This window comes from Nocardia sp. NBC_01503, from assembly GCF_036327755.1.
Lineage (GTDB): Bacteria > Actinomycetota > Actinomycetes > Mycobacteriales > Mycobacteriaceae > Nocardia.
The window spans coordinates 5,563,975-5,587,283 of the sequence record NZ_CP109596.1 but is presented as its reverse complement, the minus strand read 5'-3'; the positions used below and the strand labels follow the sequence as shown (position 1 = coordinate 5,587,283).

Below are 23,309 nucleotides of genomic sequence, written 5' to 3'. Positions count from 1 at the left end.
ATAGGGAGATGCCGTGGCAAGGGCTGTGAAGGCTGCCGCCGCACGGGTTTGCGGAGGAATATTCGGGATTGTTGCGTGCCTGGCGGGAATCGCGCCCGCGCACGCCGAGGCCCCGCCCGGTCCGGCCGTCGTGGACGGCACCATGTATTTCGCCCTCGGCGGTTGGAACTGTTCGATCGATCCGAACGGCACGGTGGGCTGCGATCTCGCCGTCCCGGCGGCATTGATGAATGTGTTGTACGCGGGTCTTCAGGTGCCGGTGCCGAATGTTCCCGCGATTATTATCGATTCGGCCGCCCTGCCCGCACGCCCCGACTGGGTTTCCGGTGGCAGCCATACGCTGCCCGGCGGAAATCCGGCGCTGCCGCGACTGATCGCGACGACCAACCACGATCCGCAATACTCCGTCACCCACGCCGGAGCCACCTGTCAAATCACCTTCAATGGTGCGGCCACCTGCTCCTCGCTGGGCCACGGATTCAGCCAATGGGGACCAGAGCCGTTCGGCTACTGATCCCCATGGCTCATCGGTTACCGGTACCAGACGCCGGAATCCCAATCACCGTAATCCCAGACATTGAAGTCGTAGCGACTGTGCGCGCCTCCGAAGAGGTACCCCCACCAACCAGCGGAGGTGTCGCAGATCTGGTCATCGTGGTTGCAGACGGTCAACACCGGGAAGCCGCCGAACCAATCATCGACTCCCGCAAGCGGATAGCCGATGATGCCACTGCCCGGGGTCGACGCCAGGCCGGCCCAGCCGGGTCCCGCGTCACGCTTGGGATCCGCCAGCAGAATGGCATTGGCATTGTCGACGCCCTGATGAGCGGTGACCCAGGCGTGGACGATACCCGCGCCCTCACTGTGCCCGATGACCCGAATATGGTCACCCGGGCATTGGTTGCGATGCTGCCAGAACAGCCGATCGACTTCATTCAACCCCGACATCGGGTCGGCGGAGTTGTAGCCCACGGGCTGGTTGACGAACGGGGCGAATATCGACGAGGAGTTGTCGCCGAGACCGCCGATACCTATGGCCCAGTCGCCAAGGCAGTCATCGGCTTTCGCCGCGGGACTCGTCACAAAGGAAATGGAAAAGAGGATTGCCAACATGAATGCGGCGAAGAGCGCCGTTGCTCTACGCATGATAGTACTTCTTAACTGATCGTGCCCCCGGGTCCGGCCCGGCTTGCAGGGGATGTACCCAGAAATTGCTGGCGTTCTTGATTTCTGGCGAAACAGTTATGTCGGGTCTGTTTTTGTAGGCCGTAATGCAATGTCACGGGCCGGTATTCGCGCGCCCGCCGTGGTCTGCCCGTCGTATCCACCCGAGCCACCCGGGGGTTGACCGCACCGAAGGTCGCCTTCCACGCCCTGCCATTGGGGCGGGTGCCGGTTCGGCTTCGGCCACGCCGAATGTGTCGGTGCGCGGTCACGAAGTACAACAAGGACGGCCTCAACGTCGGTGGCGGCGCACGCGAGATAGAGGTCAAGCCCGCCACCTGTGGATGGTGAGGTAGGAACTGGCGATTGGGCCACCCGGCGCGAAATCCATGAGCGAAGGGCCGGTGCGATCCCGTCGCACCGGCCCCGGCCAGTGCCCTGCGCGATGCCACCGGCATACGCTTCACGGACCTCGCGCTGACCCGCGATGGTCGTTGAATGGCGTTGCACGACAAGCCGGTTCGCCGACTGATCGGCTTCTCGACCACGCCTGACCAGACCGGTCGATCGGAGTTGGCCGCACTTCCGCCCCCCAATCGGACGAGATTCGGGAGTAGGCTGCGCCGCGGCCCGGCTCATACCGGTTTCCGGCCATCGAGAACAAATGCGATTTCATCTGCAATATCGCTGTTCACCAGCACATATCCCCATGTTGTGCTCTCGTTTCCGGTGTGCCAAGATCGTCGGCGTCGGCTCGGGGGGAAGTTCGTCGGAGGCAGTCGGCAATCTGCGTTGCGCACCCGTTTTGACTCGCCGCCAACATATTTCAAGGAGCCGCCATGGGAGCGCTACTTCTCAGCAGGGATGTGCCCGGAACGCCCGAATCCCTGTTCAACACCATTGTCGCGCCGACGACCTGGGAGCATTGGTTCGGCATTCATCACGACTTCGTCGGCACACCGCCCAAGCGACTGACCGAGGGCTCCACCGTGGTCGCCGAGGTGCTGTTGCACGGCATGCTGGAGGAGGTCGAGTGGACGGTGACCCGACTCGACCAGCCGTGCCGAATCGCCTTGCGCGGCAAGGGCAGGACCGGCATCCACTATGACCTGACCTACTGGTTGCAGACCACGGAGACGGGCACCAATATCACCGCGGGCGTCACCTTCGCCGGGCCGCTCATCACCACTCAGGCGACCAAGGCCCTGGAACAGCACGGCTACAAGCAGCTCGACAACACCCTCGGCCAGCTCGCCGAACTCGCCTGCGCACTGCACGAATAGCTAGGGCACCACGGTCACCGGCCACCGCCCGGCCCGCACCAGGCGCATGGCCACCGAGCCCACGAGTCGGTGACCGGCCTGCTGCGACGCGCCCACCACCACCGCGTCCGCGCCGAGTTCGTCGGCGGCCTTGGCCAATTCGCTGAAGGCATCCCCGCGCCGGGTCAGGAACTCCCACCGCACGGTGAAGATATCCCTGACCCGCTCGGTCGCCTCCCGAATCTCCTTCACCAGATCGTCCGCGATATCGGAGGTGATGGACCGCGTATCCACGCCGAGCCCGGCCACCGCCGACATCCACGGCTGCACATAGACGATCGCCAGCCGCGCTCCCTGCCGTCGCGCCAGCCCGGCCGCGTAAGCCGCTGCCCGCCACGAGGTATCCGAACCATCCACGCCGACCACGATCACCAGTGGACCGTCGGTACCCAATTCGAACCCGGAGTCGTCCCGTTCCCGGGGCATCATCGCCTCACCCACGAATCCCACCCTAACGCCCTGAGCTGAACGAATGAGTCAGCGGCCACTGGCATGCGGGTAGCGCCGCCGACATCGAGACGGCGTCGGTTACGCGACGGATCGGTGGAGGTTCCGCCCGTCGGCGTGGCGATGCTTGCCTATTCCACACATGCTGTCAGGCGAAGTGGGCCGGACCCACCGGGTGAATGGAGGAACGCCGTGGCAATCCGACGTCGTGCGGTGCTCATCGGATTGGCCGGGGGCCTCGGACTGGCCGGTTGCGCGCGGGAACCGGCCGCCCCGCCGAAACCCGCGGTGATCCGATTCGATCCGGCGGTGCACGAAGCCGGAGCGCGCATGCCCGGCATTGTGAAGGTCAGCGCTGGGACATTGCGGTCGGTCGAGTGGATCGATGAGACGGGGCGGGCGCTTCCGGGTGTCATGGCGCCCGATCAGCGCGGTTGGGCCAGTAGCGAACCGCTGGGGTACGGGCACAGCTACACGGCGAAGGCGGTGGCGCACGGTGAGACCGGTGATGTCACCGCGACCACGAGCTGCGTGACACCGGCCCCCGATCAGCTGATCGATGTGTCGCTGCGCTCGGCGACCATGGTCGAACTGGCCGAAAACGATACGTACGGAGTGGGTTTCGTCGTGGTCGCGCACTTCGACGCGCCCGTCGACCGGGCGGCGGCCGAGGGCTGTTTGAAGGTCGTCACCGAGCCCGCGGTTCCCGGCGGCTGGTATTGGCTCGATGATCGCAACGCACACTGGCGGCCGGAGCGGTACTACGCGCCCGGCAGCCGGGTGACGGTCTCCGCCGAACTGTTCGGTGTCGCACTCGGTGCGGGCGGCTATGGCGCACGCGATCAACGGGTTTCGGTGCTCATCGGACCCGCGCACGTGGCCATCGCCGATGACAACACCAAGATGATCGACGTCTTCGAGAACGGAAATCTGATCCGCACCATGCCGACCTCCATGGGTATGGGCGGCACCTCGGTCGTCGGCGGGCGGGTGCTGTCGTTCTGGACACGCCCGGGCACGTACACCGTTCTCGATCGGCAGGACCCGGTGATCATGGACTCCTCCAGCTACGGCCTGCCGATCAACTCCGGGCTGGGCTACCGCTCGACCATCCATCACGCCGTGCGCATCAGCCACGACGGCATTTTCGTACATGCTCTCGCGCAAAGTGTTTGGGCACAAGGGAATACGAATGTCTCCCACGGCTGCCTGAACATCTCCCCCGATGATGCCGCCTGGTTCTTCGACTTCGTCATCCCCGGTGATGTGGTCGAGGTTCGCAATACCGGTGGCGATCCCCTGGATATCTGGCAGAACGGCGACTGGAGCATCCCCTGGCCGGACTGGTTGCACGGCAGCGCCCGGAGCTAACCGTCCGAATCCTCGTCCAGGTCAACGACTTCGACCTTGTCGCGGTCGGCCCATTCGAGTAGTGGTTCGAGGTCGAAGACCGCGTCGTCGATGCCCGCGTGCAGATCACCGAGCTCGGCGTAGCGGGCGGGGACGGTGCTCATGGTGAAGTCGCGCGGGTGCAGGTCGGGGATCTCGTCCCAGCGCACCGGTGTGGAGACGGTCGCCTCGGGGACGCCGCGCACCGAATACGCCGCCGCGATGGTGTGGTCACGGGCGTTCTGGTTGTAATCGACGAACAGCATCCCGGGGTCGCGATCCTTGCGCCACCAGGCGGTGGTGACGTCGTCGGGGGCGCGGCGCTCGACTTCATGGGCGAAGGCCAGGGCGGCTCGGCGGACGTCTTGAAAGCCGTGGGTCGGGGTGGTGCGCACATAAATATGCAGCCCCTTGCCGCCGGAGGTCTTGGGCCACCCGACCGCCCCCAACTCGTCGAGCACCTCATGGACGACACCCGCCACCCGCTGCACCCGCGACCACGGGCAATCCGGCATGGGATCCAAATCGATCCGCCACTCATCGGGCATCTCGGTATCGAACCGCCGGGAGTTCCACGGATGGAACTCCACCGTCGACATCTGCACCGCCCAAATCACATCCGCCAACTTCTCGACACAGAGCTCATCCGCGGTGCGCCCATAGCGCGGAAAGTACAGCTGCACAGTAGGAATCCACTCCGGCGCCCCACCCGGAATCCGCTTCTGATGCACCTTCCCGCCGGGTAGCCCCTTCGGAAACCGATGCAACATGCACGGCCGATCCCGCAGCGCGTTGACAATCCCGTCCCCCAGGCTCAGGTAGTACTGCACCAGGTCGAACTTCGTCGCCCCGGTCTCGGGAAAATACACCCGATCCGGATTCGAAACCCGCACCGTATGCTCACCGACCGTCAGTTCCACCGCCGGAGACGCCGACTTACTGGCCATCCGTCCGACAATATCCGAAATCCACCCAATTCCGACGCAACGGAGACCGGAAACGGCCACGCTACGGTGTCGCTGGTATCCGCAACTATGACGGCATGACCAGTGCCGATGACAGCCGGTGTACTGGCGCTCGCGATGGCGGTGTACGGGATAGTTGGGACCGCCTACATCGGGTTCAACCGGATATCGTTCTCGGATCTTGAACGACTCCCGGTCGGGAAGCGCAGTGCCACATATGCTTTCGCGGTCCTGGTCACGGCCGTGATCATGATTGTCCATGGACTCGGTGCTGTTCTGATGTTGCGGCACCGGCCGGTCGGCCGTCGAATCGTGCTTGTGATGTCGGCCTTCACTGCGGTGTTCGCAGCTGCGGGCAGTGTCAGCACACGCGGGGTTTTCCTTGTCGAGAACGTCGTCGGCGTGATGCTGGTGATACTGATCTTTGTCCTGAGCTGGGCTGATCCGACCCGAGAATGGGTAGCGCACGGGACAGCTGATCGTGGCATGGTCAGCGGAACGCCGAACGCTACGCAGTTTCGGTTTCCGGTCGACAGCGTCTTCACCATTGCGGGCCGTGGAACCACGGTGATTGGCGTTATCGAGGCTGGCACTATCTCGATCAGCTCAGGGTGATGAAGGCCGACGGACAGCCCGGGCCGACGGCCACATGTAGAGCCATCGAGGGCGTCTATCGAGCCGATTGGAGCCCGGAGCAACCTGCGCCGGCCACGCGGCAGAAGGGGATGTTCAGCTTCCGCGGTTACTTGTTGCCGGCATCGCTCACGAGGAGATCGCCAGCGGCAATGTCGTCTGTTCGAAGCTCTGGAACGATAAGGCCGACCGCGCTGACCGAACCGGCCAGCGCGATGCGGTGGAAGATCAACCGGCCGTGGCGATTCGAGGCTGACCGAACACACTGAGCTGCCGAGGACCGAGCGCGATAGAGATCCTCGGGCGAGTGTTGGCGACTGGGGCGCATGGCGAGCTGGGCGGGCGGCAGCCGTGATTTTCGCTGTCGGTTCGGGTATCGACCTCGGTCGAGGAATGTAATCTGACTGCCCTCAGGGGGATTCGCGGGAGTCGGCCCCCTCCAGGGAGGGAAGTCCGAATGTTGGGCAGTGGCGTATCGTCTTGTGGCGCAGCGTGTTCAGTGGTCACACGCGGTCAGCTGCGCTCGGTTCTGATCGCGGTTTCGGCTGTGTTGTGCTTTACCGGTACTGCCATCGCGGTCGGTGGTGCGGAGCCGATCCCGATTCCGCAGAACGACCCGTTCTACACCCCGCCGTTGGGCTGGGACTCGAAGGCGCCGGGCACCGTGCTGAATTCGCGGCCAATCGAGGTGGCCTCGCTGGGTCCGCAGGCGCAGGACGCCGATGCCTGGCAGTTGCTGTATCGAACGACCGATACCGCCGGTCAGCCCATCACGACCGTGACAACGGTGCTGCGGCCACGAACCGGGCAGGTCAAAGGCTTGATCAGTTATCAGGCTGCCGAAGATGCCTCGGCCCCGCAATGCGCTTCCTCGTTCGCGCTCCGGCAAGGAGCGGTCCCGATGGACCACAAGTACGACGCCTCGCTGGATTTCATTTCGATCGACCAGATGTTGTCGTCAGGTCATGCGATTTCCGTACCCGACTGGGAGGGGGCGAACGGGGCGTTGCTCACCCCGAATCAGCCGGGTTATACCGCGCTCGACGGAGTGCGCGCGGCCGAGGCGTTCGCACCGCTCGGCCTGTCGGGCACCGATACTCCGGTTGCTGCGTTCGGTTACTCCGGCGGCTCGTACGGCAGCGCTTGGCTCTCACAGGTTCAACCGACCTACGCCCCCGAATTGCGACTGGTGGGTGTTGCTCGGGGCGGTGGAGCAGGCGGTCCGTTGGAGCCCATGAGTGAGTACCTGCGGTCGCTCGACGGCGGCCCATTCTCCGGTTTCCTGCTAGCGCTCCTGCCGGGCATGATGCGCGCCGATCCGCGGATCGCAGCGGTGTTCGATACGTATCTGACGCCTGCCGGGAAAGCGCTGATGGCGGCGGGTGGCGGCGAATGCTCGGTGCCCGCCGTGGAAAAGTACGCGTTCCTGCACATGAACGACTACCTGACGATCCCTTTTTCGCAGCTGTTGGAGCAGCTACAAGCGTCGTTCGACGAGATCGACGGCGTCACGGCACCGACCGTGCCGCTCTTCCTCTTTCACGCTGTGAACGACGAGATCGTCGCCATCGCGCCGGTCGATCAGACGGTGGCACAGTGGTGCGCATCGGGGGCGCCGGTGACCTATACGCGGGACCAATTGAGCGAACACGCCATTCTCGCGATCAGTGCGTTGCCCGCAGCCCTGCTTTGGATCGATGAACGTCTGGCGGGGCGGGCCGCACCAAAGGGCTGCTCGACGCGCACGGTGCCGTCTATGGCGATCGGTGGTGCGTAGTACTCAACCGGCCACACAGCCAAATGCCAGGAGTACTTCCGGCGACCCTTCATGACTGCTGTTCATGAGCACGCCCAGGCCGGAGTGGACCCCACCAGAGGTTCGCGATCAGTGCCCACACCCAAATTCCCGAGCACACACTGTGGACACCGGATGAGAACTGCGGCGGCTGGATGCCGTGGGGCCGACTGCAACCAGTGCTGGCACGCATCGCCACGACTGACCGGCACTGAGCCGAACCCTGGGTGACAGGAGCACCCCACCGGGCACCTGGATCAAATCCTGGCCGGGATCTGATCCTGACACCAGTCTCTTACTAGCCGCGTACCGGGCGAACCGAATCAGCCATCCAGGCGTGACCGAGCCGCTGTCAGGCAGGTTCGCAGATAACCACCGGGATATCCCGCGCAGTACTGCGCTGATATCCGTCGTACGGGTTGCCGAAGCCACGGGTGATCTCGGGCCAGAGCTCGGCCTTCTCCTCCGCGGAAGCGGTGCGCGCGATGTACGGCTTGGTCTCACCGCGCACGGTGATCTCGACATCGGGATGGGTAACGAGATTCAGATACCAGGCGGGGTTGTGCGAAGCGCCGCCGAGCGAGGCGATCAGGACGATCCGCTCCGGACTGAAAACGGGCGAGCTCAACAACGTGGAGCGCCGCTCACCGGTCTTGCGACCGATGGTGTGCAGCTCCAACGCCTGCATCGAGCCGAGCCTGTGCGGCCAGCGACCGCCGGTCAGCTTCAACAAGGCTCGATGTCCGTTTTCCAGCACCCACGCGCCGCTTTCCGCAACCCAATCGGGGGTCTTCTGTTTGTCGCCCATGGCCTCTCCCCTTCAGTCGACCGGCATCTTCCGTCGACATCTTCGCGAGCTTTGTGACTGCATCATGTGTGGCCGCTCTGAGTCAATGACTGGAGCTGGCACGAGCCAGAACACCCTGTATTGCCGATGATCGTGTCCGAGCCGGGCGGACTGTCGATGCGAGTTGCGCAATGGAATCGTCGGCGGAAGTGAGTTAGTAGGTGCCGGGCTCGATCAAGATCTGCGATATCGCGGTCACATACGAATCCCACGCGTTGGCGTCCGCGGGCAGCGCGCCGCGCGCTGTCTGCCAGAGCTGTCCCGTGCCCAAATACGTCGAATACGCCATCGCCGCCCGGTGCCGAGCCGCTTCGCGGCTGAAGCCCAGCCGGGTGAACAACTCTGCGAGATAGTCGATACGCCGGTTGGTGACGCGGGTCAGGACCGGTTCAACCAGGGGGTCGTTGGAGCCTGACAACAGAACCGCGAGATTCTCCTGAGGATGCGACAGTGCGGTCTCCAACAGGGTCCGCAGGCCGACCGCCGGATCCGGCTCGGCCGATATCAGCGCGATCACGGCATCGGTCTCGCTATTTTCCCAGTGCTCTAAGGCCGCCCGCACCAACTCGTCTCGGTTCGCGAAATGCCAATAGGCGCTGCCCTTCGTGGCGCCCAGCCGCGCGGCGAGCGATTCTATAGCGACCGCTCGGACGCCACCCTCGGCCACCGCGGCCAGCGCGGCTGCGATCCAGTCGTCTCGGCTGAGCCGTCGCCTCTTCTCCACCACGACTCCATACGGTACCGTACGGAAAAACAATACGGCACCGTATGGAATGGACGGCACGATGATCTGGAATATCCATCAGCGAGAGCTGCCTGTCCCCGCACAGCAGGTCGGGACTTTGCTCGACACCGTGGCCGAGCCCGGCAATTCGGTGTGGCCCGCTGACCACTGGCCAGCACTGACGATGGATCAGCCCTTGCGGGTCGGCGCTGACGGTGGCCACGGCACCATCCGCTATGCCTGCACCGCCTACGAACCCGGCCGCGCCGTCGAGTTCACCTTCGCGCCGAGCATGCCCTTCGTTGGCGCACACACCTTCGAGATCGTCGATCGTGGCGAGAATGGTTGCGTCATAAGGCATCTCGTCGTCGCACAGGCTCGTGAGACGCGAGGATGGCTGCTGTGGACCCTTGCCATCCGTTGGCTGCACGACGCGGTGATCGAGGAATTGCTCGATCGCGTGGCAACAGAAGTGGGATGTCCGCCGATCGAACCTGCCCGATGGTCGCCATGGGTGCGGATGCTGCGTCGGTCGCTCGACCGAGTCCATGCGGCGGTTCCGGTCGGCTAGTGCGTTGCCTGGTTAACGTACTCATCTGCCGCACCCCGCGCGTTGGTCGGCCTTCCAAACTCGTTGGCCGACAGCTCTTCCCGGTGCGGGCTCGTGCCGCATGGCGTGCTGACCGAACCGGGCCGCGCAGATGCAGCGGAACCTCAACGGGCGGTGGCGATCCTGGTCCGGTACAGGACATAACGCAGGTGCGGGCGAGGAGCATCGAGGCAGTCGCCCGAATCGCTGATGCTGGTTCGCCGTGACCTGTGGACAATGATCTTGTGGGAAATCGGAATCGATGGGACGAGACGTACCGGGTGGTGATGGCCGCGCGTGAACCGCTGGCCGCGCGGCGGGCTGGGGAGCGGCTTCGGCAGGCGGTACTGCGCGGATGGTGTCAGGAGTTCGGGCCGCTCACCGTCGAGCAACTCGATGCGCCGATTACCGACGAGCAAGGCGCGGTGGTCCGCGCGCTTGCTCGCACAGCCTCGTTGGAGTGGCGCGACGAGGCGCTGGGACCGATCCTCGAGCTCTCGGGCTCGGACGAGAGCTTGGAGTGGCCGCTCGGTCGCTCTGGACTGTGGACCGTCGCCGAACCGTTGAGCGCGGCTCGGGTTCAGGGTTCGTTCTCGCTGGAGCAGCAGCGGCCATCGGTGTGCGAAGTGTTGTCCAGTGCCAGCAATATATTCGGTCCGGTCTTCAACTACATCGGTGAAGCGCATGCGGCGATCGATACCGAGCTCACCGACGTCGATGATCGTATCGCGCACGCGATCCGCCGTTTGTGTTCGAGAGCATGGCATTTCGAGGTGGTGGTCCAGAACAGGCGCGGCTGGGATGACGCGCCGTGGTGGGATTATCTCGAGCTTCCAGAGCTCATGCCCTGGCTGGCGGTCGGACTCGGGCTGCCTGGGGAGTACCCCGAAAACTATGGATACGTTCTCGTCGCGGATGCCGCCCACCGGCTTCCGTCGAGCCTCGGCAACGCGTGGACGTGGCACGTGTTGCCGGAGGAGTTCTTCTCCGAAATGATCACCGCAGTAAAGCAATTGGTGACACAGGGCGGGGACCGGTGATACACGGCGGGTAGTGAATCGCCACCGCTAACACGATCGAAACCGACTTCCGCTCATGCCGATGAGCGTGCATGACCGTGCCAGATCAGCGGTCCTGCATTCAGTCTGGTATCGCCTGAGCAGTTTCGGGCGAGGTCAGTTGCACCAACATCGCGCCGAACAGCATGATCACCGCCCCGACCATCTGAGGTAGTTCGAGCGACTGGCCGAGCAGCAGCCACGCCAGTGCGGTGGCGACCAGTGGCTCCACCACCGCCAGCACACTGGCCAGTGCCGGGGGCAGGTCACGCAAGGCCAAAAGACCGGCCAGGTAGGGCAGAACGGTCCCGGCTATGGCCAGCGTCAGCAAAACCAGCCACACCGGTGCCTGCAGACCGCGCAGCACAGCCGGTGCTGTGAGTAGTTCGGAGGGCAGCGTCCACGGCGGAGCGAACACCGCCATCACAATCGCGCCGACGGCCAATCCGACTGCGGTCAGCCCGATCGGATCGTGCCGACTCGCGCCGCGTTCACCGAGGAGGAAATATCCGGCCGAGCAGACCGCAGAGCCCAGACCCGCGGCAACACCGAGTAGATCCAACCGAGCGTCTCGCCAGAGTTGCGCCACCATGACCAAACCGGCCACCGCCAACCCGATGCCCAGCCACACCAGCCCCGGCAACCGAATGCGCCGCACCGTCTGCACCCACAATGCCACCAGTGCGGGCGCAAGATTTACCAGCACCATCACCACTGCCACCGGAACCCGGTCCACCGCAACGAAGAACGTCAGTTGCACGCCGGCGACACCGAGCACTCCATGCCGACGAGCGTGCGACCAATGACGACGCCAGCAAGCCGGTTCGTTGACAGCGTGAGGGCCACGACAGTGATCGCGGCATCGGCCACTACCCGATGCTCATACCAGCGGCAGGGGTGGCGTGAACGCCCATACCGTACTCGTATTGCAACCCGCCGTCCGCGATGAATCGCTGTGCGTACGGCAATACCGGATGCGAGCCGATCTTGCCGACTGCCTTCCGCTGGATCACTCGGTTGAGTCGGCTCGAAGCCTTCGCTATCGCAGCCCAGTCCCAGGCAGCGGGCTCACCGAGCCGAGGAAGGGTTGCCGACCACACCGCAGCACGCTTGGCCGTGTTGTGATTGGTATGGGTCCAGCGCAACTCGTGGTCGCCCCATGGGCCTCCGTAATGGAGCTGGATCAGTCCCCAACCCTCACACGTATATCGAAATGGGTTGTCGCTGACGACATCCGAGGCAAAGTCGATCCGCCGGGCAAAGGGTTCTGGCCCCGCTCCCGCTACGAACAACATCAGATGCCTACCTAGCAGGTTATCGGGGATTTCAACGGCGGCAGAAAATTCCCGCAACTCGTGACCCGGTTCGGAGTAGGACTCGAACACTCGAAACAGGCCGAGCTCGAAAACAACTTCAAGAACGTCCGACCAGTCCTCGTCCACGGCATAGAAGTCGAGATTCGGCACCCGCTCACTATGCCATTCGGGCGACCAAAAACAACGCACTACTCTGGCGCCCCTTTATGTCAAGACACTGCTGCGGGTGTGGGGTCAGCCTGGTTGGTGGCAGGTTCCGTCACCGCCGTGACTACGTAACTGGTCGCCGACTGAGGTTTCATGATCGGGTCGATAGGATGGGGTGGTGTCGCGTGTCGGCGCCGGGTGGACGGCGGTTGATATGGAGGCGCCGTTATTTCAGGAGGCAATCATGGGTTCACAGCTTCAGCCCTGCTGAGTTGAGCTGCACGCGCATTTCAGTCAGCGCGTATCTGTTTCTCCCACAACTGCTTGCGGTCCCGGCGCGCCCATATTCGGCGATTGGCGGGGCCCGCCTCCTCATGAAACGAGATCTTCCATGTCCACCGATAGCAATCGTGCGCGAGCGCTCGGGCGCGAACTCATCGATACCCACAACTGGCTGCGCGGCGAGCTGAAGCGCGTTGCTCGCGAGCTCGACGAGTATCGGGCCGACTCCACCGTTCGTCCGCTTCGTGAGCTGCGCGGGCATTGTCTGGCGTTCTGCCGCGCGCTCACCAACCATCACACGAATGAGGATGAGACGGCGTTTCCCATTCTGGCTCAGCGATTTCCGGAGTTGGCTCCGGTGCTCGCCGAGCTCGGGGCCGACCATCGGCTGGTCGCTGACATCCTGACCCGGATGACCGGGCTGCTCACCGAGGTCACCGCGGACAATCTCGTGGCGGTGCGCGGGGAGATCATGGGGCTGTCCGCCATTCTGGAATCTCATTTCCAGTGGGAAGAACGGCGTATCGTCGCCGCGCTCGATGAACTGTCCACCGGCGATCACGACGGAAGGGAGCTGTTCGGCACAGCTCCCCGCTAGTCGGCTATCCCAGGCGGGCCTCCAGGATCGGGCCTATTTCGGCGGCCTTTTCGGCGTTGAGCATGCCGGTGTGCCATTCGTCGATGGGGATTTGTTCTATGCGGCCCGTGATGTGGTTGCGCCAGATCTCGGCGAATCGGTCTCGGCCGGATTCTCGGGCGGAGGTGAGTAGCAAGGCATCGCCGGTGTAGTGGCCGGGGTCGTAGGGCAGGGGGTTGGAGAAGCTTTCCAGGACTCGCTGGACCTGTTGGGGGGCAAGGATTCCGGCTCGGCTGAGGCGGTCGGAGAGGAGGGCGTAGAAGTCTTCGAGGTTGTCGAAGGTGGGGACCTCGTCGAGTTCCAGGGCGTCGCGCCAGCCGCCCAGGATGCGCGCTACCGCTTCGACCACCTCGGCCTGTTCGGGTTCGGGGCGGTCTTCGGTGGCGGTTTCGGGGGTGGCGTCGACCAGGGCGAGGAGGCCGACCCGGTGGCCGAGTTCTTGCAGGCGCACCGCTACGGCGTGGGCGATCTGGCCGCCCAGGGACCAGCCTACGAGGTTGTAGGTGGTGTCCGGGAACCGCTCCAGGAGTTCATGGACGTAGCGATCGGCGTATGCGCCAACCGATTCCAGCCTGGGTTCGTCGGCGACGATATGCGGGTCCTGGAGGCCGTAGACGGGGCGGTCGGCGGCGAGGTGACCGACGAGCGCACCGTAGACCCAGGCCAGGCCACCGCCCGGATGGACACAGATCAACGGTGCGCGAGTTCCCGTGGAGCGCAGGGGTGTCAGGACGCCGAGGGAGATGTTCATACCGTCGGCGTCGCTGTCGACCATGCGCGCCAAGGCCGCCGGGCTCGCGTCGGAGAAGAGCAGGCTCGGTGGGATGCGGCGGCCGGTTCGGGAGTGGATGAGCGCGACGACCTGTACCGCGGCGAGGGAGTTGCCGCCCAGGGCGAAGAAATCGTCATCCGCGCCGACTTGATCCACCTGGAGTACCTCGGCGAAGACCTGTGCCACAAGACGTTCCGAGGAGGTCGACGGCGTACGGAACTCGCGGGTGGGATAGACCGGATCGGGCAGTTGACGGCGGTCGACCTTGCCGGTGGCGGTCATCGGCAATTCGTCGAGGACCATGACGACGTCGGGAACCATATAGCCGGGCACACGCTGGCTCACCGCCTGCCTGGTTCGGGCGGGGTCTATCTCATATCCGGCGTGCGGGACGGCGTAGCCGACCAGCCGGACGCCGCCGCCCGCGGTGTACGCCACGACGACCGCCTGTGCGATATCGGGCAGATCGCACAGGGCGGCCTCGATCTCGCCGAGTTCGAGTCGCTGCCCACGCACCTTCACCTGGAAGTCGGAACGGCCGACGAAGATCAATGATGGTGTGCCAGAGCCGGATTCGGAAAGCGACCAGCGTACGAGGTCGCCGGTCCGGTAGAGGCGATCACCGGGCGCGCCGAAGGGATCCGCGATGAAGCGGGCGGCCGTCAGACCTGGGCGGCCGCGATATCCGCGCGCCACACCGGGACCGGAGATGTACAGCTCGCCGAGCACGCCCACCGGGACCGGACGCATCCACGAATCCAGTACCAGCACACGCATTCCGGCGATCGCGCCACCGATATCCACGGTATGCCCGGGCGTCAGCTCGGTACCGGTCACCCAGATCGTGGCTTCGGCGGGACCGTAGAGATTGTGCACCCGGCGGCAACCGGCCACGTCGCTGCCGGACCACCTCGATGCCAGCTGTGGCGTGCACCGATCACCACCGGTGAGCACCACCCGCAGATCTTCCAGGCCGGCCGCGTCGATCGAGACCGCGACGGTGGGTGTGAGGAAGGCGTGGGTAATGCCCTCGTCGCGCATCAAATCCCAGAGCGGTTGTCCACCATAGACATCGGTGGGTGCGATAACGAGCGTCGCGGCCGCGTCGATTGCCAGCAGCAGCTCCAGGATCGCGGCGTCGAAGGTGCGTGCGGCCACACTCAGGACCCGTGAATCCGGATCGGCCGCACAGCGACGCCGGTGATCGGCGAGCACCGCCGCCAAGCCCGCATGCGTCACCTCGACGCCCTTGGGTGCACCGGTCGAGCCCGAGGTGTAGACGAGGTAGGCGGTATTGCCCACTCGCACGGGAGCTCGCCGGTCGGCCTCGGCCACCGGGGTGCCGACCTCGCGCTCGAGCTGCGCGGCGACCGCCGGATCGTCCAGCACCAGCCAGGACGGGTTCTCCGCCACCAGTGTATCGGCATGCGCGGCAAGGGTAATGCCCACTCGAGCACCGGAATCCGCGAGCACATAGCGATTGCGCTCGACCGGATGCGCCGGATCGACCGAGACGAAGGCGGCACCGGTCTTGACGACCGCCCACACCGCCGACACCCATTCGAGGGATCGCGGAATACCGACCGCGACGACCGACTCCGGGCCGACGCCATGCCCGATCAGCGACCGCGCCAGCCGATTCGAGCGCTCATCGAGTTCTCGATAGGACAGTCGCCGAGCGCCGTCGACCACCGCGTCGCCGTCCGGGTTCGCCGCAACGGCGTTCGCCAGGACTTCGGCGAAGCCGATACCCGTTGTAAGAGAGCCATTTTCATCGGAGTGACTCGGCAAAGCGAGCAGCCGCTCCCGCTCCCCCTCCGCCACCACGTCGATATCCCGCACCAGTACGCCAGGGTCGGCGGCCACCGCCCCCAATGCCGCCAGTAGCCGCTGCGCGAATACCTCGATCGTGGCGGAATCGAAAAGATCTGTGGCGTAGCTGATTCCGACCGGCATAGCGCCGGTGTCATCGGGCGTATCGGTGAGCGTCAAGGTCAGATCGAACCGTTCGACCCCGGTATCCGCACCCGCCGCCGTCACCTCGATATCGGGCAGTGTCAGGGCCGCCGCATCCAGGTTGTGGAAGGCGAGCATCACCTGGAACAGCGGGTGATGCGCCTGCGTCCGAGGCGGATCCAGAGCCTCCACCACCTGTTCGAAGGGAATCTCCGAGTGCGCGAACGCCTCCAGATCCGCCCCGCGTACCCCGGCGAGCAGTTCGGTGAACGACAGCGCCTCATCGATCCGGGTGCGCAGCACGATCGTATTGACGAACATGCCGACCAGATCATCCAGCAGCGCCGAACCGCGCCCGGCCACCGGCGTTCCGACCGCGATATCGGTGCTACTCGACAAGCGCGACAGGACGATTGCCAGGGCGGCGTGGAAGAGCATGAAGACCGTCACGCCCTGCGCTCGAGCGACCTCGCGCAATCCACCGACCGTCTCGGGATCCACCGTGAGACCGAACCTGGCTCCGCGATGCGAGGCAATGCCGGGGCGCGGACGATCCGCGGGCAACTCCAGCACCTCCGGCATATCCCGCAATTGGCGAGCCCAATAGCCGAGCTGACGCGCCAGCAGCGACTCCGGATCGGCGGCCGAGCCCAGCGATTCCCGCTGCCACAGTGCGTAATCGGCGTACTGCACCGGCAACGGAGCCCACTCCGGTCGCCGCCCCGCATGCCTGGCGGCGTAGGCCGTGGCCAGATCCCGCGCCAGCGGAGCCATCGAGAAGCCATCCGCGCTGATGTGGTGCACGACCAGGACCAGTACGTACTCATCCGAGCCGAGGGCGAGCAGGCGCGCGCGCAGCGGAATCCGCTGGGACACATCGAACTCCGCCGAAACCACGGCGGCGACCGCGTCCCCGAGACCCGCCGCTGTCGTCGGTACGGGTGTCATATCCACATCCGTGAGCGCGACCGACTCCGCCAGCGGTACCGCCACCTGGAACGGCAACCCGTCCGCGTCGGGATACCGGGTGCGCAGTACCTCATGTCGCGCCAGCACATCCCCGACCGCCGCCGACAGTGCCGCCACATCCAGCGCACCGGAGAGCCGCAGCACCAGCGGAATGCTGTAGGCCACCGAGTCCGGGGCGAAGCGATTGACGAACCACATGCGCTGCTGTGCGAAGGACAGCGGCACCCGCTCCGGACGCACCCACGGCACCAGCCGCGGCCCCGCCCCCTGGTCCCGAGCGGTCCGCGCTGTCAGCGCTTCGGCCAGCGCACCGACGGATGAGGATTCGAAGATATCGCGCACGCCGACCTCGAGCCCCATGGTCTCGGCCAGCCGCGCCGAAACACGGGTCGCGGAGAGTGAATTCCCGCCGAGATCGAAGAAGTCGTCGCCGACCCCGACCTGAGCCACGCCGAGTACCTCGGCGAAGACACCGGCCACCAGCCGCTCCGTCGCGGTGGACGGCGCACGGTAGGTCGCGTGGGTCGCCACCGGTTCCGGCAGTGCCGCCCGATCGACCTTTCCACTACTGGTCAAGGGCAATTCATCCAGGACCATCACGACGTCCGGAACCATGAAGCCCGGCAACCGCTCCCCCACCGCCCGTTTGATCCCCGCCGGATCGGCCGCGCGCCCCGGCGTGGCCACCACATATCCGACCAGACGCATACCGGTGTCGTAGCGGTGTACGACGACGACCGCGTGGTCGATAAAGTCCAGATCGGTGAGCGCGGTCTCGACCTCTCCCGGTTCCAGCCGCTGCCCGCGCACCTTGACCTGGAAGTCCGACCGGCCCATATAGGCCAATACCGCCGGCTCGGAGTCGAATTCGCCCGGCAGCCAGCGGACCAGGTCCCCGGTCCGGTAGAGCCGATCGCCCGGCGCGCCGAAGGGGTCGGCGATGAATCGGGACGCGGTCAATCCAGAGCGGCCCCGATAACCCTGTGCCACACCGGGACCCGAGACGTACAGCTCGCCGACCACGCCCGCGGGCACCGGTCGCAGCCACGCGTCCAGCACCACCGCGCCCATACCCGGAATCGGCGCGCCCAGGGTGACCGGATCATCCACGCGCAGTTCGGGACTGATGCTCATGATGATGGTGATCTCGGTCGGCCCGTAACAGTTGAAGAAGCGCCGGGCGCCCGCCGGGTCGGTGCGCGACCAGCGCGTCACCTGGGTGGGCGGACATGCCTCACCCGCGACGATCAGCACCCGCAGCTCGTCGAGTCCGGCGGGGTCGAGCATGGCCGCCACACTCGGGGTGAGCATGGCATGGGTAATGCGCTGCTCCCGTATCGCTTCGGCCAGCCGTGGACCGCCGTATACCTCCGCCGGGGCCAGGACGAGTGTCGCGCCGAATGGGACGACCAGCAACAGTTCGAGTACGGCCATATCGAAGGTCCGCGCGGTCACACCCAGTACGCGCGATGTGGAATCGGCTGCGTAGCAACTCGATTGCGCGGAGGCCACCGCAGCCAGACCGGCATGGGTGACCTGCACGCCCTTCGGGACACCGGTCGAACCGGAGGTGTAGATGACGTACGCGGTATTCCCCACCCGCAATGGCGTGCGACGGTCGGCATCGGCGACCGGGGTCTGCGGCAGATCTCGAATCTCGGACATCACGGCGGGATCGTCGAGCACTACCCACGAAACACTCTCGGCCGGAATATCGGCTGACTGCCGCGACAATGTAATTCCCACTCGCACACCGGAATCAGTGCATACGAAGCGGTTGCGATCCAGCGGATGCATCGGATCGACCGGCAGGAAGGCAGCACCGGTCTTGGTGACGGCCCAGACGGCGAGCACCCACTCCACCGAGCGTGGAACCGCCACGGCCACCACGGCTTCGGGACCGGCCCCGCAGCCGATGAGGTAGCGCGCCAGTCGATTCGACTGTGCGTCCAGGTCTCGATAGGTCATCCGCCGGTCACCGTCGACGACGGCCACACCGTCCGGATTGGCGGCCACCGCCGCTGCCAGCAGCGTGGACAGCGTCACACCGCCCGTGCTCGGCTCGATACCGGGGAGCGGTGCGATTGCCCTGCGCCGACCCCAGTCGTCGAGGAGTCGGCGCTCCGAGGCCGACAGCACATCGATACTCCGCGCCGGGACAGCCGGGTCGGCGATGATCGAACGGAGTACGAATTCCATTCGCTCACAAAGGGTCTCGATGGTCGCCGGATTCAGCAGATCGGGACGGTACTGCAGTCGAATCCGTATCGTCTCCTGCATGATGACCGTGCAGGACAGCGGGTAGTGCGTGGAGTCGGTGCCGGTCACCCCGGTGAGCTCCAATTCGCCGAGCCCCGCGACCTGGCGGATATCACCGGCGTCGATGGGGTACGACTCGAACACCATGAGGGTGTCGAAGAGCGCATCGCCACCGGTGAGCGCCTGGATATCGGTGAGGCCGAGGTGATGATGGTCCAGCAGACGAGCCTGTTCGTTCTGGATACGCACCCACAGCGCCGTGCCGGTCTCGGCGGGTTCGCACCGGATGCGGGTGGGGATCGTATTGACGAACAGTCCGATAGTGCGTGCGGCCCCGGGCAATTCGGCCGGACGCCCCGATACCGTGGTACCGAACACGACATCGGCGCGACCGGTGAAGTGGGCGATCACCATTGCCCACACCGATTGCAGCACGGTATTGACCGTGACCCCGGCCGCGGCTGCGGTGGCCACCACCGACTCGGTCGCCGCGCGGTCGATGGTCAGTGATCGATCGACCACCGGCCCGGCGGGCGCTCCGAGGCCCGCGGGCCCCGCGATCAGGGTGGGTTCCGCGCCGGAGAGCGCCTCGGACCAGGCCGCCAGCGCCGCCTCGCGATCGCGGGTCGCCAACCAGGACAGGAAGTCTCGATAGGATCCCGCCGCGAGCGCGGCGCCGCCGCCGTAGTGCGTGAACAGATCGGTGACCAGCAGCGGCCAGGACCAGCCGTCGAGGATGACGTGATGGTCGGTCAGGATGAGCGCCCAATCGCCACCGGTCGAACGCGCGACGGTGCAGCGCAGCAGCGGTGCCGCGGCAAGGTCGAAGGGCCGAGCCTTCTCGGTTGCGGCCAGCTCGATCAGAGCGGCTTCGGGATCCGCGTGGCCGGTGAGATCGACCAGCTGCCAGGGTAATTCGATATCGTCGCAGACCACCGCGACGCCCACTCCACCGCCGGTGGTGGTGAACGAGCTACGCAGACCGGCATGCCGGTCCAGTACGGCCGAGGCCGCTCGGCGCAGACGTGGCAGATCCAGGTCACCGGTCAGGCGCAGCAGCACCTGGGCGGTGTACACATCCGGGTCGGCGGTATTGCCCGCCAATCCGGCGTGGAAGAGCAGTCCGGCCTGCAACGGAGTCAGCGGCCAGATATCGGTCAGCGTCGGGTAGGCGTGTTCCAGTGCGGTGATATCGGCCTGGGTCAGCGCCAGCAGACCGAAGTCCGAGGGGGAATGCGCTCCCGCACCGGGTGTTTCGGCAAAATCGGCGATCGCGGTCAGCACCTGCGACCACAGGTCGGCCAGCTCCTGGACCTCGGCGGCCGCTAGCAGTGTGCTCGGGAAGCGCAGGGTGGCCCGCAGGCGGTCGTCGATGACGATCGCGGAGACATCCACCGCAACGGTGACGGGTGTTTCCGGAGCGATGGTGACAGCCAGATCGCCCAGCCCGCCGTCGACTCCTTCGCCGGTGACCCGGCCGAGGTAGTTGAAGCCGATTCGGCCCGGCATCCGATCCGGCAATGCCGCAGCCGTGCCGGGATTGAGATAGCGCAGCAGACCGTAGCCGACTCCCTTGTCCGGCAACGCGTTCAGCGTCTCCTTCACCGACAGCACCACCGCCGCCACCGCATCACCACCGGCACGCACGTCTTCCAGATCGATACCCGCCAGATCGAACCTCACCGGGAACATCGAAGTGAACCAACCCACGGTACGAGACAGATCCGCACCACCGATCACCTGCTCCTCACGACCGTGGCCTTCCAGCCGCACCAGCACCGACGGGTCGTCCACTCCGTGCCGTGAGCGCCAGATAGCGACCGCGACAGCCAAACCCGCGAGCAGCCCGTCATTGACCCCGCCGTGGAACACCGAGGGAACCTGCGAGATCAGCGCGCGCGTCACCGATTCCGGAAGCTCGAAGTGGGTCTGCTCCAGCGTTCGCGCGGTGTCGATCTCGGGGTCCAGATCCCTTCCGCCCCACAGTGGATCGGTACCGGCCACCATGCGCTGCCATAGCTCCAGCTCGCGCAGGCGGTCGGGCGTGGCCGCAGCGGCGGCGAGTCCGTGCGCCCAGCGGCGCATCGATGTACCGACGGACGCCAGCACCGGGGTTGCCCCGGCGGCCACTTGTTCGAGCGCGGATATCAAGTCCGGCAGCAGGATTCGCCACGAGACACCGTCCACCACCAGGTGGTGCGCGGCCACCAGCAACCAGCCGGGCGTGCCATCGGCGGCGTCGAGCCATACGAACCGCACCATCGCACCGGCGGCGGGAGACAGTTCATCCAGCGTCGAATTCAATTGAGCGGCGGCTTGTTCCCGCACATCCGAACCCGATTCGAGGGTGTGCCGCCGCACCAGCGTCGCCGCGTCGAGGCTGCCCGCCGGTCGGACCAGCAGCGAGAACTCGCCCCCGGCAGCCCGCTCCAGCCGCGAGCGCAGCATATCGTGGCGATCCAGCAGCGCATCCACCGCCGCGACCAGATCGGCGTACTCCATATCGCCCGAAAGACGCAGCACCACATGCTGATCGAAGCGGTCATAGCCCCGGCCCCACGCCACCATCCACTGCGCGACCGGCAGCAGCGGCAGCTCGCCCACCCCGCCGCCGGGCAGCTCGGGCACCGTACCGGCACCGGCCGCGCCCGCGATCACCGCCAGTCGTGCGGCGGTGCGCTGTTCGAAGACATCACGCGGACCGAACACCACACCGCGCGCCCGGCCCTGTGCCACCACCTGAATCGAGACGATCGAATCGCCACCGAGCGCGAAGAAGTCGTCATTGACGCCCACTCGTTCGAGCCCGAGCACCTCGGCGAACACCTCGGTGAGGGTCTGTTCGACAGCGCTCGACGGCGCACGGAAAACCGGTCCCGGCAGCACCGGTTCCGGCAGGGCGCGGCGGTCGATCTTGCCGCTGCCGGTCAAGGGCAATTCGCCGAGCACCATCAGTACATCCGGGACCATGTACCCGGGCAGGCCCGCGGCTGCCAGTTGCCGGACCTGGTCCGGATCGACCGCACCGGTCACATAGGCGACCAGTCGCGCACCGGTGCCCGATTCGGGAGTGTGCACGATGACGACCGCCTGGTCGACACCCGGTATCGCGGTGAGTACGGCTTCGATCTCGCCCGGCTCCAGTCGCTGCCCGCGTACCTTGACCTGGAAATCGGCGCGGCCCACGAACTCGAGGCTTCCGGTGCCCGCACCCGATTCGTCGGCCATCCAGCGGACCAGGTCGCCGGTGCGGTACAGGCGATCACCGGCGGCGCCGAAGGGATCGGCCACGAATCGCGCTGCGGTCGAACCGGATCGGCCGCGATAGCCGCGCGCCACACCGGCACCGGAGATGTACAGTTCGCCGACCATGCCGACGGGTACCGGACGCAACCAGGTGTCCAGCACCAGTGCGCCCGCACCGGCGATCGGGCCACCGATGCGCACCGGATGTCCCGGCGCCAGCTCGGCGGCGGTCATCCAGATGGTGGCCTCGGCCGGACCGTACATATTGCGCAGCGTGCGCGTGCCCGTCTTATCGGTGCCGGACCAGCGCGAAACCAGCTGCGGACCACAGCGATCGCCGCCGGTCATCACCATCAGCAGATCGTCGAGACCGGACGGGTCCACCGACAGCGCCACCGCCGGGGTCAGGAACGCGTGCGTGACCCGCTGTGCGCACAGCAGATCACGCAGCGGTTCTCCGCCGTACACATCGGCGGGCGCGAGCACCAGCGCACTACCGCCCGAGACTGCCAGGAGCAGTTCCAGAATCGCCGCGTCGAAGGTTCGTGCGGCGACGCCCAGGACTCGCGAATCAGCCGCGGGCGCTACCCGACGCAGATGATCGGCCACGAGCGCGGCCAATCCGGTATGGCTGACCTCGACACCTTTCGGGCGACCGGTCGAGCCGGAGGTGTAGATGACGTACGCGGTATTGGTCGCTCGGATCGTGGCGCACCGCTCGGCATCGGCAACGGGACCGGGTGGCACCTGACGGACCGCCTCCGCGATCGCCGGATCGTCGAGGACGAACCA

The 23,309-nt window shown here is 65.8% G+C and carries 16 protein-coding genes (1 of these 16 running past the window's edge); 8 read left to right on the top strand and 8 right to left on the bottom strand.

Annotated elements, in window-relative coordinates; translation table 11 throughout:
• Window positions 1–13 precede the first annotated feature (13 nt).
• Complete coding sequence (locus OHB26_RS25245) at window positions 14–514, top strand: hypothetical protein (protein WP_330179733.1); 501 nt, start codon at window positions 14–16, stop codon at window positions 512–514.
• Between the two features lie 17 nt (window positions 515–531).
• Here OHB26_RS25245 and OHB26_RS25240 read toward each other — a convergent pair whose 3' ends face one another.
• Complete coding sequence (locus tag OHB26_RS25240; RefSeq protein ID WP_330179732.1) at window positions 532–1,083, bottom strand: cutinase family protein; 552 nt, start codon at window positions 1,081–1,083, stop codon at window positions 532–534.
• 920 nt (window positions 1,084–2,003) lie between these two features.
• Here OHB26_RS25240 and OHB26_RS25235 point away from each other — a divergent pair.
• The gene (locus OHB26_RS25235) at window positions 2,004–2,447 is read left to right on the top strand and encodes a type II toxin-antitoxin system Rv0910 family toxin (RefSeq protein WP_330179731.1); all 444 of its coding nucleotides are present in this window, start codon (window positions 2,004–2,006) and stop codon (window positions 2,445–2,447) included.
• Here OHB26_RS25235 and OHB26_RS25230 read toward each other — a convergent pair whose 3' ends face one another.
• Window positions 2,448–2,927 (bottom strand): universal stress protein, encoded by a 480-nt coding sequence (locus OHB26_RS25230; protein WP_245677048.1) that lies wholly within the window; start codon window positions 2,925–2,927, stop codon window positions 2,448–2,450. It abuts the gene before it with no gap.
• 198 nt (window positions 2,928–3,125) lie between these two features.
• On the opposite strand from OHB26_RS25230, the gene OHB26_RS25225 reads away from it, so the two are divergent.
• Window positions 3,126–4,304, top strand: a complete 1,179-nt coding sequence (locus tag OHB26_RS25225; protein ID WP_330179730.1) for a L,D-transpeptidase — start codon at window positions 3,126–3,128, stop codon at window positions 4,302–4,304.
• Here the strand turns inward: OHB26_RS25225 and ligD are convergent.
• On the bottom strand, window positions 4,301–5,269 hold the full coding sequence (gene ligD / locus OHB26_RS25220) for a non-homologous end-joining DNA ligase (RefSeq protein ID WP_330179729.1): 969 nt from the start codon (window positions 5,267–5,269) through the stop codon (window positions 4,301–4,303). The genes OHB26_RS25225 and ligD overlap by 4 nt on opposite strands.
• Window positions 5,270–5,377: 108 nt before the next feature.
• Here ligD and OHB26_RS25215 point away from each other — a divergent pair, with 108 nt between their 5' ends.
• Complete coding sequence (locus OHB26_RS25215) at window positions 5,378–5,902, top strand: hypothetical protein (protein WP_330179728.1); 525 nt, start codon at window positions 5,378–5,380, stop codon at window positions 5,900–5,902.
• A 517-nt stretch (window positions 5,903–6,419) separates the two neighbouring features.
• The gene (locus OHB26_RS25210; protein WP_330179727.1) at window positions 6,420–7,697 is read left to right on the top strand and encodes a lipase family protein; all 1,278 of its coding nucleotides are present in this window, start codon (window positions 6,420–6,422) and stop codon (window positions 7,695–7,697) included.
• Window positions 7,698–8,067: 370 nt separating this feature from the next.
• Here the strand turns inward: OHB26_RS25210 and OHB26_RS25205 are convergent, their stop codons facing one another.
• Both OHB26_RS25205 and OHB26_RS25200 read right to left on the bottom strand, forming a co-directional pair.
• Complete coding sequence (locus tag OHB26_RS25205; protein ID WP_330179726.1) at window positions 8,068–8,523, bottom strand: nitroreductase/quinone reductase family protein; 456 nt, start codon at window positions 8,521–8,523, stop codon at window positions 8,068–8,070.
• 193 nt (window positions 8,524–8,716) lie between these two features.
• Complete coding sequence (locus OHB26_RS25200; RefSeq protein ID WP_330179725.1) at window positions 8,717–9,289, bottom strand: TetR/AcrR family transcriptional regulator; 573 nt, start codon at window positions 9,287–9,289, stop codon at window positions 8,717–8,719.
• Window positions 9,290–9,347: 58 nt separating this feature from the next.
• Between OHB26_RS25200 and OHB26_RS25195 the strand changes: the two genes are divergently transcribed.
• Both OHB26_RS25195 and OHB26_RS25190 read left to right on the top strand, forming a co-directional pair.
• Window positions 9,348–9,857 (top strand): SRPBCC family protein, encoded by a 510-nt coding sequence (locus OHB26_RS25195; RefSeq protein ID WP_330179724.1) that lies wholly within the window; start codon window positions 9,348–9,350, stop codon window positions 9,855–9,857.
• A 305-nt stretch (window positions 9,858–10,162) separates the two neighbouring features.
• Entirely contained in the window at window positions 10,163–10,915 is a 753-nt protein-coding gene (locus tag OHB26_RS25190) for a hypothetical protein (protein WP_330179723.1), read from the top strand.
• A 100-nt stretch (window positions 10,916–11,015) separates the two neighbouring features.
• Here the strand turns inward: OHB26_RS25190 and OHB26_RS25185 are convergent, their stop codons facing one another.
• Complete coding sequence (locus OHB26_RS25185; protein WP_330179722.1) at window positions 11,016–11,693, bottom strand: EamA family transporter; 678 nt, start codon at window positions 11,691–11,693, stop codon at window positions 11,016–11,018.
• A gap of 109 nt (window positions 11,694–11,802) precedes the next feature.
• Window positions 11,803–12,399, bottom strand: a complete 597-nt coding sequence (locus tag OHB26_RS25180; protein ID WP_330179721.1) for a hypothetical protein — start codon at window positions 12,397–12,399, stop codon at window positions 11,803–11,805.
• 388 nt (window positions 12,400–12,787) lie between these two features.
• Here OHB26_RS25180 and OHB26_RS25175 point away from each other — a divergent pair, with 388 nt between their 5' ends.
• Window positions 12,788–13,276: a hemerythrin domain-containing protein gene (locus tag OHB26_RS25175; RefSeq protein ID WP_330179720.1), complete on the top strand. Its 489-nt coding sequence runs from the start codon at window positions 12,788–12,790 to the stop codon at window positions 13,274–13,276.
• 4 nt (window positions 13,277–13,280) lie between these two features.
• Here OHB26_RS25175 and OHB26_RS25170 read toward each other — a convergent pair whose 3' ends face one another.
• Window positions 13,281–23,309: the final stretch of a non-ribosomal peptide synthase/polyketide synthase gene (locus tag OHB26_RS25170; protein WP_330179719.1), read on the bottom strand. 18,285 nt of this gene lie beyond the right edge of the window; 10,029 of the gene's 28,314 nt are visible here — the last part of the coding sequence; its start codon lies beyond the right edge, outside the window; the stop codon is at window positions 13,281–13,283.

Excerpts from the sequence above, each read along its gene's own strand:
- OHB26_RS25235 (WP_330179731.1), top strand. The coding sequence starts at position 2,004 with ATGGGAGCGCTACTTCTCAGCAGGGATGTGCCCGGAACGCCCGAATCC.
- ligD (WP_330179729.1), bottom strand. The coding sequence starts at position 5,269 with ATGGCCAGTAAGTCGGCGTCTCCGGCGGTGGAACTGACGGTCGGTGAG.
- OHB26_RS25215 (WP_330179728.1), top strand. The coding sequence starts at position 5,378 with ATGACAGCCGGTGTACTGGCGCTCGCGATGGCGGTGTACGGGATAGTT.
- OHB26_RS25205 (WP_330179726.1), bottom strand. The coding sequence starts at position 8,523 with ATGGGCGACAAACAGAAGACCCCCGATTGGGTTGCGGAAAGCGGCGCG.
- OHB26_RS25195 (WP_330179724.1), top strand. The coding sequence starts at position 9,348 with ATGATCTGGAATATCCATCAGCGAGAGCTGCCTGTCCCCGCACAGCAG.
- OHB26_RS25190 (WP_330179723.1), top strand. The coding sequence starts at position 10,163 with ATGGCCGCGCGTGAACCGCTGGCCGCGCGGCGGGCTGGGGAGCGGCTT.
- OHB26_RS25175 (WP_330179720.1), top strand. The coding sequence starts at position 12,788 with ATGTCCACCGATAGCAATCGTGCGCGAGCGCTCGGGCGCGAACTCATC.